Here is a 16,586-nt window from a genome sequence, read left to right as displayed (position 1 = left end):
AGGTGGATCCCAACGAGGGAATCCACCTTTTCTCTTACAATGACTTTTCTAATTCATACCAATATGTGCATAGCGTTTCCAACCCTTTGTCAAAATTCTCGAGGTGGAAATGCTCGTTTGGTGCATGGAAATTTTCAGTTGGAAGTCCGAATCCCATTAACACAATTGGCGCATGTAGGACTTGATCTAGGGTTGAGATAATTGGCAATGTACCGCCACCGCGTGTAAATGAGGTAGGCACCTTATATACTTGCTCATAAGCACGACTTGCTGCTTGAATGGCAGGGTGGTCAAATGGAGTTACATATGGTGCACCTTTGTCAAAAAGCTGCAAGCTCACTTCAATTCCAACCGGTTTATTTTTCTCAATATGTTGTTTAAGTTGTTCGACGATTACATCAGGATCTTGATTCGGAACAAGTCGACATGTGATTTTTGCATGTGCCTCAGAAGGAATTACTGTTTTAATACCCTCACCTTGGAACCCTCCGAAGATTCCGTTAATATCGAGAGTTGGTCGGACCCAAGTGCGCTCAAGATAACTATAGCCCTTCTCTCCAAAAAGAGCAGGGACACCAAGCTCTTGACGTTGCTTCTCCTCATCGAAATTTAAATCTTTAAATGCTTGTCTTTCCTCCTCAGTTATTGGAAGAACATCATCATAGAACCCTTCAACAGTCACTTTTCCGTCTTCATTATGGAAAGAATCTAGTAATTGCACAAGTGCATTAATCGGATTATGTACGCCACCACCATAGAGGCCAGAATGTAGGTCACTTTTTGCACCTTTTATATCAATTTGAAGGCCTGCAAGTCCTCGTACTCCATAGCTAATGGTCGGTTTTCCGCGTTCATTCATACTAGTATCAGAAACTACGATAACATCTGCTGCAAGAAGTTCTTTGTTTTCCTCAACAAATGCTGGAAGACTCGGACTACCGATTTCCTCTTCACCTTCAATAAGAAACTTGAAGTTTAGTGGCAGTTTTCCTTCCGTTTTTAAAATCGTTTCCAAAGCCTTAAAATGCATAAACGTTTGGCCTTTGTCATCACTAGCTCCACGTGCAAAGATTTTATCCTCGCGAATTTCTGGCTCGAACGGAGGGCTGTCCCATAAATGAAGTGGGTCCACTGGTTGAACATCATAGTGTCCATAAATTAAAACAGTTGGCTTTCCTTCTGCGTGAAGCCAGTCCCCATATACGACTGGATGTCCTTCAGTAGGATGAATGCTGACATTGTCTATACCAATATTTCGTAGGCTTTGAGCAACCCATTCTGCAGTTGCGTTTACATCTTCTTTGTGATCAGGTAATGCACTGATACTAGGGATTGAAAGGAATTTGGAAAGTTCCTCTAAATGAGAATCTCTGTTTTCTTTTAGATAGGTTTGGATGTTTTTGTTCAAAGTTGTCTCCTCCTTTTTTGATGTGCAATAAACAACTCTATTACATTATTTTACATCAATTAAATGAATAGGGAAATAATTTAGAATCTTAATAACTAAAACAAAAGCACTAAAATTTTGTTTCATAAAATGGTGCAAAAGTACGAAGGTGAATTTCATCAATGTAAAGAAATAGAGGTTATAACAAAACTTTAAATGCATAAAGGGGCAGGTTTAAAACAATGGGGGAGTGTGATGGTATATGCTGATTAAAACGGCACGAAAGTTCTTGGGAGTTATGGTCATAATCGTTCTTGTAGCAAGCCTTTTTTCACAGGTTGGACAAGCTTCGGCAGCTGAAGAAAACAGATCGTGGAAAGAATACACAGAAAAAATTATGGCGAAGGATAAAGATAATGGAACTTTAGAATTGGAACTTCAGGGCACTAAAACGCTTGCGAAGAATTATGACGTTACCCTAAGAGGAAAAAATAGAGTGTACCAAAAATCTCTTGCTGATGTAAGAGTTGGTGCGGAAAATGTAACCGTACGAGTCAATCATAAAAATGAAATTACGAAAATTTTTATCGATGGACCTACTCCAATTGAAACAATGAGGGTCGGGATCATGACCACAAACTTCGCATCTGTCGACCACGATACAATTGTGTTGAGTTCTCAAAGTGGACTAGAAATTGTGGATAAAGTGGCGGAACAGACATTTGAAATTCCAGCTAATGAAAAAGTAACTTTTACACCTTCTGAAAGTGAAATCACATTAACGAATGCTACTGGAGAGGTTTTATACACAACACCGAATCGACTTTATGCTTTTACTGAAGAGGGAAGTAAAATAAAGGTGGAAAATATTACACGGGCAAGTGGAGATCCATCTTACCGTGGGTTCTTTGAAATAACAACATCACAAGCAGGAGATCAATTGAATTTAATCAATGAAGTTGATTTTGAGCAATATTTATATCAAGTTGTTCCGAGTGAAATGCCAGCCTACTTTGGAGTAAATGCACTAAAGGCACAAGCAGTTGCCGCTAGAACCTATGCGTTAGGCGACTACTTAAGCGATCGTTTTGCAAAGGATGGATTTTTTGTATTAGATAGTGTCATGAGTCAGGTTTATAACAATACTCCTGAAAATGCTGCTACAACACAGGCTGTAAATGAAACAGAGGGAATCATTATGTTAGGTGAAGATGGCAGTTTAGTAGATGCACGATACTATTCAACCTCAGGGGGCTACGGGGCGTCTAAACACCAGGTTTGGGCTGAAGAAGACGGTACATTCCCAAGTAAGGTTCTACCTTACTTAATCGCGCAAAGTCATACATTTGATCCAAATGATCCTAGTAAAATGCTAGAAATTGATACACAAAGTGAAGAAGAGGTTCTAGCATTCTATAAAACATTATCTCATACAGGATATGATGGAAATTCTCCATGGTTTAGATGGAAGGTAAGTCTATCCAAGGAAGAATTAGAGAATACAATCAATGCTAACATAGTGAGTAGACAAGCCGCAGACCCTAAGTTTGTGTTAACTCAAAACGAAGCAGGAGAGTTTGTAAGCCAACCGATTCCTGCTGAAGGAATTGGGGAGTTTATCAATATGTACGTTGTAAAACGTGGTGATGGTGGAAACATTATGGAGCTTGTCATTGAAGGTACAACAGGAACGTACAAAATTATTAAAGAGTACAATATCCGTTTCACAATCAGACCATCAAATGCGTTTACACAAGGCGATACTGTTGTGTTGCATCGTGCCACTGCAGGAAGCTCTGAATACACAGGTACACTAGATAATTATACGATTTTACCTTCAGCTTTCTTTGGTTTTGAAATCGATGAAGAAAAGGGTGCAACTTTTTATGGAGGCGGAAACGGGCATGGTGTTGGTATGAGTCAATATGGCGCATACTATCTAGGAACTACTTTAGGATATGAGTTTGATAGAATCCTAACTTCTTATTATCCAAACATGTCTTTACAGAGTAAATCTGTTTTGAGTAAGGTGAAATAAGAAATACCACGGAAACTGCTGTTCGAGAAAGAGCAGCGGTTTTTGTGGTATATGGACTTATAAACTATTTTGAAGTAAATAAAATAATATTTTTCTTGTGCATACATAATAATAAAATAAAATGACGCTGTTCTTAAGAACTGCTAAGCAATGAATATTAGGAGATTAGATGAGTTTAACAGGTTAAAATATAAGTACATCATTTTTTGGTTTATTTTGAATATTTATTTCAAAGGAAATAAAGTTTTGTTATAATTAATTTACATTTTATCCCCTAAAAGGAAATAATTTATCAAAGGAGTCACGAAATTAAGATAGAAGGCTAATATGTAAGCGTTTTACTAGTGGAGATTTATATAAAAATAGATTTTAAGAGCTACTGTTCAGAAAAGCGAACGAACAAATGATGGGAGAGTTTGAAGTGAGCCAAAAGCAAGTTGTGGGCTTGATGTCTGGTACATCTCTAGATGGAATAGACGCAGCACTAGTCAATATTTCCGAAGATGACCATCAAAAAATTCAAGTCAATCTGATTCAATTTTCAACACTATCGTATTCAGAAACCATGCGTGCAAGAATCTTGGCATTATGTGACCCGAGTAAAGCTCGGCTTGAGGAGATATCTTTAACAAATATGCTTCTAGGTGAGTTGTTTGCGGAAGCAGCAAAAAAAGTTGTTACTGAAGCGGGTCTTGAAATGAAAGATGTAGACCTGATTAGCTCACATGGTCAGACTATTTTTCATCAACCTGAAGGTAAAAGGGTAGAAGACTATACGATTACTTCAACCTTGCAAATTGGGGATATTGCAGTGATTGCAGAAAGAACAGGTGTTATAACGGTTGGGGATTTCCGGACTCGTGATATGGCAGTTGGCGGCCAAGGTGCACCACTCGTTCCATATGCTGATGATCTATTATTTAGGGCAAATACGAGTGGTAGAATCTTAGCCAATATTGGCGGAATCGCCAATATAACCGTTTTACCCCCAGCTAAAAGTCATGAAAAGGTACTTGCGTTTGATACGGGCCCAGGAAACATGCTGATTGATGCCTTTACAATATGGGCAACGAATGGAAAACAAACCTATGATAAAAATGGGGAAATAGCAGCAGCTGGTAAGGTAGACGAACAATGGATTGAGGAACTCTTAGATCATGACTATTATCGCTTGCCGGCACCTAAAAGTACAGGTCGAGAGTTGTTTGGATTCGATTATGCGAAGGAACTTTGGAATGCAAAAGCTGATTTAGCACCCGAGGATAAGGTAGCAACTATTACCGAGCTAACAGCCCGAACGATTGCCGAAGAATGTAAGAGAGTAATAGATTCTTATAAAATCCAAGAGATTTTTATTAGCGGTGGTGGTTGGTACAATCAAACACTACGAAAGAGATTGCAAGCTAATCTGCCTCCGTCAATCAAATTAGGAAGTACAGATGAGCTGGGCATACAAGCTGATGCTAAGGAAGCCATTGTCTTTGCATTACTAGGCTACCAATGCATCAACAAACGACCCAATAATCTTCCATCGGCAACAGGAGCAAGCGCCCCGGTTATTATGGGGAAAATTGCTCTGATATAACTTTATTCAGCAGGCTGAATAAAGCTATAGCCTCCGGCGGGTGCCACAGATTTTTCAAAGGAAACTTTTCGCTAGGAAGAAAAAATCTGGGCACAAATACGCCAAGGTGCATTTGATTATGTAAAAACTGAAGGGGGGCGAGGGCAAGAGCTACAAATATAGTGTTCTGTTGATACTGGAAAAAACAATGATAAAAGATACGTAAGGGGGAAAAGTAGAATGAAAAAATGGCTTAGTCTTTTTCTTATAAGTATTTTAGTAGTTGGATTGTTAGCGGCATGTAGCAAAAAAGAGAACACAACAAAAGATGGCGGCGAAGATAGTGAAAAGGAATGGACGGGTACAATCACAGTATGGGATGGACCACGTTGGCCAGATGATAAAGACAATAAATTCCACTGGATGGAAAGTAAAATTAAAGAATTCGAAGCAGCGCATGAAGGGGTTAAGGTTGATCTAGTTCAAGTTCCATGGGCAGAGCTTCCTGATAAATTAGGCGTTTCAATCGCAGGGCAATCTTGGCCTGATGTTGCGCCAGTTGATATTAGTGGTAGTGCGGTAAGTATTGACCATATTGAACAAGGTGTAATTGAATCAGTTGATGACTTATTTACAGAGGATGAACTAAAGGACTTTTATGAAAATGCATTAGATGCTTACACATTTGATGGGAAATTATATGGAGTTCCAAACTCTCTAACTGTACATGCGATGCTTTTAAACCTAGATCTTTTCGAAGAGCGTGGAGTTGAGCCACCAGCAAATGGTGAATGGACATGGGATGAATTCTTTGCAGCAGCTGAAAAACTAACATTTGATCGTGATAACGATGGTAAAACAGATGTATACGGATTCTCTACGTATATCCTTCCTGGATACTATGAAGCATGGCCGTTCTTCTATATCAATGGTGGAAGCCCATTAAATGAAGATATGTCAAAATTTACGTTCACCGAGCCAGAAGCGGTAGAAGCGATTCAACAACTTGCTGATTTGAAATTAAAGCATAATGTAGCTCCTGAAACATTAGGTGGTCAGGATGTTGGTGGTACATTCCAAGCATGGGCAAACGAAGAGCAACGTACAGTTGCCATGCAGCCATGGGCTACATGGGCGATTAGCTCAGCACAAACAAAATATCCTACAAACTTTGCAGTTGCAAACTACCCAACAGGTAAATCAGGTGAGCCTGTAACAATCGGTGGTGTAGGTGGTTGGACAATGTTCCACCAAGAGGATGAAGGGAAAAAAGAAATGGTTGGCGAATTTATTAAGTTCATCTCAACAACTGATGAGCAATTTACGATGGCAACTGAGTATGGTATTTTCCCTGCACGTAAGAGCGCTGCAGACATGGACCCTTATAAGGACAATCCAGAAATGAAGCGTGCACAAGAAATGTCTTCACAAGTTGTTATGCTTCCACGTCACCCTGAATGGAAGAAAATTGATGAAGCCATTCAAACAGAGCTTCAGTTAGTATTCAATGGTGAAAAGACAGCAGAGGAAGCAATGAAGGCTGCTGAGAAGAAGGTCAATGAATTGTTAGGTGAGTAGTAATAGGCATAAGGTAGGTAGCCTTAAATGGGCTACCTGCTGCCAAATGAAAGATTGGGGGAATTGCGTTGAAACCCGTTCATCAAACTGCAAATGCAGTAGTACAGACAAAAAAACCAACTATCTGGCTACAAATGAAAAAGAACTATTCCGCATATTTATTTTTACTTCCAAAACTTATCCTGTTTATAGCATTTATTGCGATCCCGGTTGTGTGGGCGTTTATCATCTCCTTCCAGGAATACAAAATTTTTGGGAGTGAATGGGCAGGTTTAGACAACTATATCAAGGTGTTTAAAAGTGATGCCTTTTACGACGCGTTAGGAAATACATTCTTATTTACTGTTGTAACGGTACCTTTTAACGTAATAAGTGCACTTATCATTGCTTCTCTCATCCATCCTCTTGGCAAACTATCTCAAAGCTTCTTCCGAGGAGCCTTTTATTTACCAACAGTTACATCAATGGTAATTGTTGCGATGGTCTGGCGCTGGATGTACAACTACGACTTTGGATTGTTTAACTATGTGCTAGGGTGGTTTGGAATAGAACCTCTTAACTGGTTGGGACAATCTTCATCCGCACTTTGGGCCTTAATCATCATGCAATGTTTAATTCCATTTGGAGTCGGAATCATTCTCTATCTTGCTTCAATGGGTTCGATTTCAAATACATTATATGAAGCGGCAACTATTGATGGAGCAAATAGTTTTCAAAAGTGGTACCGCATTACATTGCCATTATTAAAACCGTCTACCTTATATTTAGTATTACTTAGTACAATCGGTTCGTTTCAGGTATTTACACAAATTATCATGATGACGGGCGGTGGACCAGGTACGGCTACAGAAACTCTTGTTCACTTAATCTATAAGACAGGCTTTAGAGACTTCGAGTTTGGCTTTGCAGCAGCACAATCCGTTGTTTTATTCTTTATCATTCTTTTATTTTCAATTATTCAATTCCGTTTACTTCGGTACGATGACTAGGAGGGAAGCATAATGACATCAGGTATTCAAAAAGTAAACAAGCTTATTATTTATGTATTACTATCGGTTTTTGCAATTGTTTCCCTTTTACCGTTGTATTGGGTATTTAGTACCTCCTTGCAACTAAGCAGCTACCAAGATGAAGAACTAGAACGTCAAGTATCTTATGTAGATTCAAATCCTCCGAAAATGTACCCAGTTGGGATTACAGAGTACTTTGAGCATTGGGGGAAGGCTAGGGACGCGGAAAGTGCTGGTGACGCTGAAGCAGCAGCCTATCATCGTGATGTTATGGACTACATCATTGAAGATACGTTCTCAGGATTTACGACCTTGTTTAACAAAAATAATGTAGGTATCTGGTTTTTTAATAGTTTTTATATAGCTGTAGTGGTGACAATTGGGATACTCCTCTTTGACTCAATGGCCGGGTACGTCCTCGCGAAAAAGCGGTTCCCGGGAAGGAATCTCATTTTCTGGTCGATTATTGCTACGATGATGATTCCAGGTCAAGTAACGTTAGTGCCGTTGTTTATCATGGTACGAAACTTTGGAATTATGGATACCCACTGGGCTCTTATTTTTCCAGACTTAGCAATGGTATTTGGGGTATTTTTAATGAGGCAATTTATGCACTCGATCCCAGATGAACTAATAGATGCAGCGAAAATCGATGGTGCAAGCGAATGGAAAACGTATTGGAAAATCATTCTACCATTGGCGAAACCGGGTCTAGCAGCTCTAGGAATCTTTACCTTTATGAACGTCTGGAATTCATTCCTGTGGCCAATTATCGTGCTAAACGATGCAGATCTATATACATTACCTGTAGGGCTAAAAACATTACAGGATGCAAACCTTGCAAGTTTCAAGCTTCTAATGAGTGGGGCAGCTATTGCATCGATCCCTATGATTATTGTATTTATGATGTTTCAACGCCACTTTGTAAAAGGATTAACCCTTGGTGGGGTAAAAGAATAAATAGAAATAGTTTAACTTTGCTCCTATTCTCTGATAAGAACAGGGGCCTTTTTGTCATAAATGAAATATATATACAAAAAATTATAATATTATTTAAAATTTTATTTTAAAACCACTTCTTTTATGGTATCTTTATTAATAGAATAGCAATTTGGAAAACATTAACTTGGAAACGTTACCAAAGGCTGAACAAGGAGGATATTTTCAAAATGAAAATTAGATTTACGGGTGAAATCGAAAATATCAAAGACGGCATACATTTACTTTCCCCTGAATTATCATTTCAAGAAGAGGATGAAGGCTTCCAAGTTCAAGTCATTCAAAGAAAAGGACCAATCTTTGTTAAAAGTGAAGCGAATAAGGCAGAAATTCATTTCGAGGAAAAGATTCATTTCTTTAGAGGATTAGGTATATGGCTTGAATATTTCAAAAAACGTGGAGTGTTTGAAATAACAGAAGAACCACAATTTGAAATGACAGGGGCAATGTTAGACGCATCTAGAAATGGTGTTTTGACAGTTAGTGAGATTAAGAGCTTATTAAGGAAAATGGCAGTCATGGGATTAAATACTCTTATGATCTATACAGAAGATACATATGAGGTAAAGGAATTACCGTATTTCGGCTACATGAGGGGGCGTTATACAGAGGAAGAACTTAGAGTCTGTGATGAGTACGCCCAGGCTTTAGGAATTGAAATGATCCCTTGTATCCAAACACTTGCACATTTAACGGAAGCTCTCAAATGGAATTTTGCCACTAATATAAGAGATACAGCCGATATCTTATTAGTAGGTGAACCAGAGACCTATCAATTTCTGGAAAAAGTTATTACGGCTGCAACAAAACCATTCAAATCAAAAAGGATTCATATCGGAATGGACGAAGCACATCAGCTAGGATTGGGCCGATTTTTAGATAAAAACGGCTATGAAGAGCGCTTTGTGATTATGAATAAACACCTTGAAAAAGTAGTTGAAATCACGGACGGGCTCGGACTAAAGTCAATGATTTGGAGTGATATGTACTTCCGATTGGGTTCAAAATACGGCGGTTATTATGACTTAGAGGCTGAAATCCCTCAAGAAGTTATTTCATCTATTCCAAATGCTCAGCTCGTATATTGGGATTATTATCATTCAGATGAGGAGTTTTATCGTACTTTTATTCAAAAGCATAAAGAACTTGGTTCTAATCCTATTTTTGCAGGTGGAGTATGGACTTGGAATGGAATATCCCCTAACTACGGAAAGGCAATTGTTACAACAGAGGCAGCATTAAATGCATGTAAGAAAGAAGGCGTAAAAGAAGTATTTGCAACGATGTGGGGGGACAATGGTGCTGAAACTCCACTAACAACTTCCCTGCCGATACTGCAGCTTTTTGCAGAGCATGCCTATCATAAAATCGTAACTAGACAGGAGGTTGCGGAACGATTTCACTTCTGCATAGGTGGAACATACAGCGATTTCATGGTTTTAAATCTTTTTGATGAAACACCTGGAGTATCTGAAAACAATCTACATGAATCAAACCCATCGAAGTTTTTACTTTGGCAGGATGTGTTAATTGGACTATACGATCAGAATATCAAAGGCCTGCCGATGAATCAGCATTACAAAAACTTGATTCCGAAGCTAAAAGATGCAAGTAGAAAGAATCCTGAATGGCAGTATATGTTTGAATTTTATGAGCAGTTGGCGCGAGTCCTAAGTGTGAAAGCGGAAATCGGAATCCAGCTTAAAGAAGCATATGATGCAGGTGATAAAAATGAGATGGAATCGATCAAAGTACAATTAGCTAGTTTAATAGAGAGCTCCAAAATACTACGCTTAAAACATAGAAAACTCTGGTTTTCGATGAATAAACCTTTTGGCTGGGAAGTCATTGAAATCAGATATGGTGGATTGCTTTCTCGTTTAGAAACGGCACAGTTCAGAATTGAAGAGTGGTTGAAGGGCAACATCAGTCATATTGAAGAACTAGAGGAAGAACGTCTTTACTTTGAAGGACCGTATAAAATGCCGGAGGGAACAATTGGACGGAATATTTACCGAAGGATTGTAACAGCAGGTAATCTAACGTAACAAAAAATAAAGGAAGGTGTAACGATGAATCGTGAAAAATTAGCAAAAAAAGTAGGACAATTACTTGTAATTGGCTTTAACGGAACTAAGGTCCCACAGGAGATACGAGATTTAATTCATACCTATCATATTGGAGCGATTATTTTATTTGGCAGAAATATTGGAGCCCCTAAGGAGGTACTAGCTCTTACTACAGACCTCCAACGAGAGGCAAAAAAGGCTGGGTATACGCATCCACTATTGATATGTGTGGATCAGGAAAATGGAGTGGTTCGTCGTTTAGGAGAGGGAGCTACTATTTTTCCAGGAGCTATGACCCTTGGTGCTACAGGTAATCCTAATCACGCATACAATGTGGGGGTCGCTACAGGAATCGAGCTAAAGGCTTTAGGGATTAACTGGAATCTCGCTCCTGTTTTAGATGTTAACAATAATCCGGATAATCCTGTTATCGGAGTTCGCTCATTTGGAGAATCCGCTGAAAGTGTCTCAAAGTTTGGCCGGGCTTCCATGCAAGGAATGCAAGAGGCTGGTATTGCTACAACCCTTAAGCACTTTCCAGGCCATGGGGACACCAATGTTGATTCACATTTAGATTTACCAACGATTCCACACGGATTGACAAGACTTGAAGAGATTGAATTAAAACCTTTTAGAGAATGTATTGCAGAAGGTGCAGATACAATCATGACTGCACATGTTTACTTTCCATCGATAGAAACAGAACCAGGTGTACCAGCAACGATCTCCAGGAAGGTTATCACGGGTTTATTGCGTGAAAAACTAAAATTTAATGGTGTTGTCACAACAGATTGTATGGAGATGAATGCAATTTTACATGGAGTTGGTACGGAAAAAGGAGCTGTTGCTGCCCTTAAAGCTGGGGTAGATTATGTGATGATTTCCCACACCCTTGAAAGACAGGTTGGGGCGATTGAGGAAATTTTAAAAGCAATTGAAAATGGAGAGTTAACTGAAGAAGAAATCGACCAAGCACTTCAAAGAATCAAAGTGCTTAAAGAAAAGTACTTGAGCTGGCAAGATATTTCTTTAGAGGATGAACCAATTGTACCTGAAACAGTAGGAAGTAAAGAGCATGAAAAAATTGCTTATGAAGCCTATAAGGATAGTGTGACGATTGTAAAAAATGATGGAATGTTACCGCTTCCCCAAAATAACTCGCGCATACTTGTAGTACATCCCGACAATGGCACAACCATGCAGGTGGAGGATAAGCGATATGCCAACCTTTCATTAGGTGCAGCAATAAAAGAGTATCAGCCAGAGGCGGATATCTACCCGTTTTCAAGTGCGTTAGATGAAAAAGAGGTTTCAGCCATTGTTGAAAAGGCAAAAGGGTATGACACGGTTATTGTAGGGACGCTCACAATTACCCCGAGCAGTAATCAAATTGCTTTAGTTGAGAAGCTAATAAAGGAGAAGGGCTCTGTCATTGTAATTGCGATGAGAAGCCCGTACGATTTTGGATATTTACCAGATGTTCCAGTCTATATAAATACCTATGAATTCACATATCCAGCCTTAAAAGTAGCAGCTGGCGCAATTTTCGGAAAGGAGGAAGTTAAAGGAAATCTACCGGTTACTGTTAAGAAAAGATTAGTGGAAGGTAAATAGTGAATCTATTATACCGCTATGAAAGGGAGAAAGTAATGCAGGGAACGGTGAGTTTCTGTAATTTGAATAAGCACAAAGAGTACCAATAAAGGGGGACTACAAATATGAAACTGACAAAACAATTGTTTTTAGTAGGAATAGCGTTAATCATGCTCCTCGCTGCATGTAGCAACAATACATCCTCAAAAAAGGAAGAAAATCCAAAATTAGATGAGGAAGCGTTAGCCAATGTTAATGAAACAGGTTTTCCTATTGTCAAAGATCCATTAACGTTAAAAGTCTTTACAGGGAAGTCGGCTCAAAATGTGAATTCCGATTGGAATGACATCTTGATTTGGAATACATATGCCGAAATGACAAATGTCAATCTTGAGTGGGAACAAATACAAACAGATTCCTTAGAAGAAAAAAGAAACCTTGCTTTAGCTGGTGGAAATCTTCCAGATGTGTTTTTCTTATCTGCAATGCCAACACTAGATCTTTTTAAATACGGTAAACAAGGAACTTTTTTAAAGTTAAACGATCTAATTGATCAATATGCACCAAATTTAAAGAAACTAATGGATGAAAACCCTGAAATACGAAAGGCAATTACTTTCCCAGATGGAAATATTTATTCTCTTCCATCTATAGTTTCACCAGATTTTATGTCTGTTCGAATTGCTAGTAGACCTTGGTTTAGTCAAGAAGCCCTTGATGCAGCGGGTATGGAGGTACCAGAGACAACTGAGGAGTTTTACCAATTCTTAAAAGCATCAAAAGAAAAAAACGGAAAAATACCATATGGTGGGACAAGTATGGCTGAATTTGTATCTTGGTTACAGGGTTCATTCGGAGTCAGTAACAAGGGTGTCAGAAATGCAAATATTGATGTAAACCCAGAAAATGAAGACGAGGTCCGCTTCTATGCAACATCAGATGATTTTAAAGCATTGCTAGAATATGTACATAAACTTTATTCAGAAGGCTTGGTTGAGCAAAATATTTTCTCCATTGATTGGGGTCAATACTTAGCAAATGCTTCAGAAGGAAAGTATGCAAGTACCGTATTCTATGATCCGATAGAACTTTTTGGAGATGAAATCGGAAGTGATTATGTAAGTGCATCAGCATTAAAGGGTCCTAACGGACATCAAGAATTTTCTAAGGTTGCACCGTCAGTATCTTCCATTGGAAACTTTGTCATTACGAGTGAAAATCCAAATCCAGCAGCTACGGTTAGATGGATGGACTACTTCTATAGTGATGAAGGTGCGAGACTTTACTACATGGGTGTAGAGGGAGAAACGTACGAGAAAACAGCTGATGGAAAATATGTATATACAGATAAAATCGTAAATAGTGCTGAAGGCTTAACGATGGAACAGGAGCTTGCAAAGTATCTTACTTGGTTAGGTGGAATTCAAGGAATCATCAAACAAGAATATTTCCAAGGCTCTGAAAATGCTCCAACCTCATTAGAAGCAGCAGAAAAGATTACGCCATATGTTCCTGAAGAAATTTGGCCAGCGTTCTTGTATACAGAAGAGGAAAATAGGTTTTTATCGTCTACAGGAGCAGATATTAATAAATATGTAGCAGAACAAAGAGACAAGTTTATTTCTGGTGACCTTCCATTCTCGGAATGGGATAACTATGTAGAAACGATTGAAAAAATGGGACTAGAAGAATTAATGAAGATCCATCAGGCTGCGTACGACCGTTATAAAAAAGAATAGTAACGAAACAGGAAGATAAAGGATGTCTAGGGGGAGACCTCTTCCCCCGTTTTTGTTTGGAAAGGAGGCTATTAAGTGGAGGCTAAACCAGAAACAACCATACAAACACAGGTATATGCGAGTAGTAGATTAAAACGTGCTAAAAAGAATCTATTACTCAATTGGCAGTTATATGTATTTTTATTACCAGCATTTACATATTTCACCATCTTCCACTACATCCCTATGTATGGAGTTCAAATTGCTTTTAAAGACTTCTATGCGAATCTGGGAATAGTAGGTAGTCCTTGGATAGGATTTGAACACTTTGAGCGTTTTTTTAATTCCTATTATTTTTGGCGACTCTTAAAAAATACAATCATATTAAGCGCGTATGGTTTAATACTATTTCCGTTACCAATCATTTTTGCCCTCGCTTTAAATGAGTTAAAGAATGGACCATTTAAAAAATGGTCACAGACACTCACATATGCCCCACATTTTATATCTGTGGTTGTTGTTGTAGGTATGCTGGTTGCATTTCTAGATCCTGTAACAGGTTTAGTTAATCATATTGTTGTAACCCTGGGCGGTGAACCAATTAGATTCCTAACAGACCCTGACTGGTTTCGACATATATATGTTTGGTCTGGTCAATGGCAGTCACTTGGTTGGGGGACGATTATTTATCTAGCTGCGTTAGCAGGAGTAAATCCAGAATTACATGAGGCGGCAAGGGTTGATGGTGCGACCAGAATACAACGAATTATTCATATTAATATTCCATCGATATTCCCTACAATTGTCGTGTTATTTATTCTAAATATTGGAAGTTTCATGTCTATTGGTTTTGAAAAAGTTCTTTTGATGCAGAACTCATTAAATGCGGAGACATCTGATATCATTCAAACATTTGTATATCAAACCGGTTTGATTGAAGGACAGTATAGTTTTGCTGCTGCTATTGGATTGTTCGATTCTGTTATTAACATCATACTACTAGTACTCGTCAACTATTTAGCAAGACGTGTTAGTAACAATAGCTTGTGGTAAGAGGTGATCACATGAAAACATTTAGTCTATCAGATAAAGCGTTCGATATCATGAATACAATATTTGTAGCAGTTATTACGTTAATCATTGTATATCCGTTAATTTTTGTTATTAGTGCTTCTATTAGTGATCCCGATGCGGTAAATAGCGGTAGGATGTGGCTTTGGCCAGTTGATGTATCATTTGCAGGTTTTCAAAGGGTCTTTCAGAATGACGCCATATGGGTTGGGTATAAAAATACAATTATTTATACCATTGTGGGGACCTTACTTCACCTACTCGTTCTTCTACCTTGTTCATATGCATTATCTCGAAAAGAACTTAAGGGGAAAAAGATTTTGCTATGGGTGATTTTAATCACCATGCTATTTAGTGGGGGGTTAATTCCAACCTACCTTGTTGTTCAGTCCCTAGGGATGTTGAATACCATTTGGGCGATTGTCATCCCAGGTGTTGTAGGAGCATGGTCCATTCTTGTTGCTAAAACCTTTTTTGAACAGACGATTCCAGACCAATTAGTGGAGGCTTCTAAAATAGATGGTGCCTCTGACTTTACCATTTTTCGTAAAGTGGTTTTACCCTTATCGCTTCCGATTATAGCGGTAATGGCACTATTCCATGCTGTTGGATTATGGAATCAGTATTTTAACGCATTAATTTATTTATCTGATGAAAGTCTTTATCCACTGCAACTGATTTTAAGACAAATACTGATCTTAAATGAAGTTAGTGCTGAAGGTATCGCAGGGGGAGCGGGGACAGCTCAGTCTTTTGTTGAGCAAGTAAAAACGGCTTCACTAGTAAAATATGCGGTGATTATTGTATCGGCTTTGCCCTTACTTATTGTCTACCCATTTCTACAAAGGTTTTTTGTTAAAGGGGTATTAATTGGCTCCGTTAAAGAATAAGGCTACACAAAGACTATCAATCTATAGGGGGATGTTTGCATGAATGGCATAGCAAGTGGATATTATCGTTTATGTGTATCAATTACAAAGTTCGCATATCTCAATTTGCTATGGGTCGGGTTTGCCTTACTTGGATTAATTGTTTTTGGGTTTATGCCAGCAACGGTGGCAATGTTTGCTGTTGTCCGAAAATGGATTATTGGAGAAAAAGATATAGACATTTTTAGGTCTTTTTGGAAGTCATATAAAAGTGAATTTGTGAAATCTAATATCATTGGAATTAGTATGTTATTGATTGGTTATTTGTTGTCGATTGAATTTCAAATTTTAAGAAGTCAAGAAAGCCTAGCTTATTTTATAGCCAGTTATGGTGTAATAGCGCTATTTCTAATATACATTATAATTCTTTTGTATATCTTTCCTTTATTTGTTCATTTCAATTTAAAGATTGGACAATATGTAAAATGGTCATTCGTAATAGGGATGGTTCATCCAATTCTCACTATATTTTTACTTGTGATCATTAGTATAAGTATCTATTTATCTTTGAAGTTTTTCCCGGCTTTCCTTTTCTTTTTTGGGGGAAGTGTTATAGCTTACGTCGTTATGTGGGGGACAGCCAAAACGTTCCCTAAATATGAGAAAGCATCAGAAATATGAATACAGGAT

12 protein-coding genes are annotated in these 16,586 nt (G+C 38.3%); 11 read left to right on the top strand and 1 reads right to left on the bottom strand.

Translation table 11 applies throughout. The features are described from left to right. Window positions 1-34 precede the first annotated feature (34 nt). Window positions 35-1,408 carry a dipeptidase gene (locus tag NST91_RS25140; protein ID WP_341333326.1) on the bottom strand — a complete coding sequence of 458 codons (1,374 nt, stop codon included), beginning with the start codon at window positions 1,406-1,408 and terminating at the stop codon, window positions 35-37. 241 nt (window positions 1,409-1,649) lie between these two features. On the opposite strand from NST91_RS25140, the gene NST91_RS25135 reads away from it, so the two are divergent. The 11 genes from NST91_RS25135 to NST91_RS25085 all read left to right on the top strand — a co-directional run bounded on the left by NST91_RS25135 (window position 1,650) and on the right by NST91_RS25085 (window position 16,577). Further along, window positions 1,650-3,425, top strand: coding sequence for a SpoIID/LytB domain-containing protein (locus NST91_RS25135; RefSeq protein ID WP_341333325.1), 1,776 nt, complete (start codon window positions 1,650-1,652; stop codon window positions 3,423-3,425). 421 nt (window positions 3,426-3,846) lie between these two features. Then, complete coding sequence (locus NST91_RS25130) at window positions 3,847-5,010, top strand: anhydro-N-acetylmuramic acid kinase (protein WP_341333324.1); 1,164 nt, start codon at window positions 3,847-3,849, stop codon at window positions 5,008-5,010. Window positions 5,011-5,229: 219 nt separating this feature from the next. Beyond that, entirely contained in the window at window positions 5,230-6,567 is a 1,338-nt protein-coding gene (locus tag NST91_RS25125) for an ABC transporter substrate-binding protein (protein ID WP_341333323.1), read from the top strand. Between the two features lie 68 nt (window positions 6,568-6,635). After that, a complete protein-coding gene (locus NST91_RS25120) occupies window positions 6,636-7,556 on the top strand; it encodes a carbohydrate ABC transporter permease (protein WP_341333322.1) in 921 nt (306 codons plus the stop codon). Between the two features lie 12 nt (window positions 7,557-7,568). Continuing rightward, a complete protein-coding gene (locus NST91_RS25115) occupies window positions 7,569-8,537 on the top strand; it encodes a carbohydrate ABC transporter permease (protein ID WP_341333321.1) in 969 nt (322 codons plus the stop codon). Window positions 8,538-8,746: 209 nt separating this feature from the next. Further along, window positions 8,747-10,624: a beta-N-acetylhexosaminidase gene (locus NST91_RS25110; RefSeq protein WP_341333320.1), complete on the top strand. Its 1,878-nt coding sequence runs from the start codon at window positions 8,747-8,749 to the stop codon at window positions 10,622-10,624. Window positions 10,625-10,648: 24 nt separating this feature from the next. Continuing rightward, window positions 10,649-12,259: a beta-N-acetylhexosaminidase gene (nagZ, locus tag NST91_RS25105; RefSeq protein ID WP_341333319.1), complete on the top strand. Its 1,611-nt coding sequence runs from the start codon at window positions 10,649-10,651 to the stop codon at window positions 12,257-12,259. A 104-nt stretch (window positions 12,260-12,363) separates the two neighbouring features. Further along, the gene (locus NST91_RS25100) at window positions 12,364-13,977 is read left to right on the top strand and encodes an extracellular solute-binding protein (protein ID WP_341333318.1); all 1,614 of its coding nucleotides are present in this window, start codon (window positions 12,364-12,366) and stop codon (window positions 13,975-13,977) included. Window positions 13,978-14,052: 75 nt separating this feature from the next. Beyond that, the gene (locus tag NST91_RS25095) at window positions 14,053-15,009 is read left to right on the top strand and encodes an ABC transporter permease (protein WP_445724501.1); all 957 of its coding nucleotides are present in this window, start codon (window positions 14,053-14,055) and stop codon (window positions 15,007-15,009) included. An 11-nt stretch (window positions 15,010-15,020) separates the two neighbouring features. Then, complete coding sequence (locus NST91_RS25090) at window positions 15,021-15,917, top strand: ABC transporter permease subunit (RefSeq protein ID WP_121448379.1); 897 nt, start codon at window positions 15,021-15,023, stop codon at window positions 15,915-15,917. 39 nt (window positions 15,918-15,956) lie between these two features. Further along, window positions 15,957-16,577, top strand: a complete 621-nt coding sequence (locus NST91_RS25085) for a YesL family protein (protein ID WP_341333317.1) — start codon at window positions 15,957-15,959, stop codon at window positions 16,575-16,577. The last annotated feature ends 9 nt before the right edge of the window (window positions 16,578-16,586 follow it).

This window comes from Ferdinandcohnia sp. FSL W7-1320 (assembly GCF_038050315.1).
GTDB lineage: Bacteria > Bacillota > Bacilli > Bacillales > Bacillaceae_L > Ferdinandcohnia > Ferdinandcohnia aciditolerans.
This window is presented reverse-complemented; position numbering and strand designations above follow the sequence as displayed.

Bases quoted from the DNA above. Each gene is read 5' to 3' on its own strand.
- NST91_RS25135 (WP_341333325.1), top strand. From the start codon at position 1,650: ATGCTGATTAAAACGGCACGAAAGTTCTTGGGAGTTATGGTCATAATC.
- NST91_RS25125 (WP_341333323.1), top strand. From the start codon at position 5,230: ATGAAAAAATGGCTTAGTCTTTTTCTTATAAGTATTTTAGTAGTTGGA.
- NST91_RS25115 (WP_341333321.1), top strand. From the start codon at position 7,569: ATGACATCAGGTATTCAAAAAGTAAACAAGCTTATTATTTATGTATTA.
- NST91_RS25110 (WP_341333320.1), top strand. From the start codon at position 8,747: ATGAAAATTAGATTTACGGGTGAAATCGAAAATATCAAAGACGGCATA.
- nagZ (WP_341333319.1), top strand. From the start codon at position 10,649: ATGAATCGTGAAAAATTAGCAAAAAAAGTAGGACAATTACTTGTAATT.
- NST91_RS25100 (WP_341333318.1), top strand. From the start codon at position 12,364: ATGAAACTGACAAAACAATTGTTTTTAGTAGGAATAGCGTTAATCATG.
- NST91_RS25090 (WP_121448379.1), top strand. From the start codon at position 15,021: ATGAAAACATTTAGTCTATCAGATAAAGCGTTCGATATCATGAATACA.
- NST91_RS25085 (WP_341333317.1), top strand. From the start codon at position 15,957: ATGAATGGCATAGCAAGTGGATATTATCGTTTATGTGTATCAATTACA.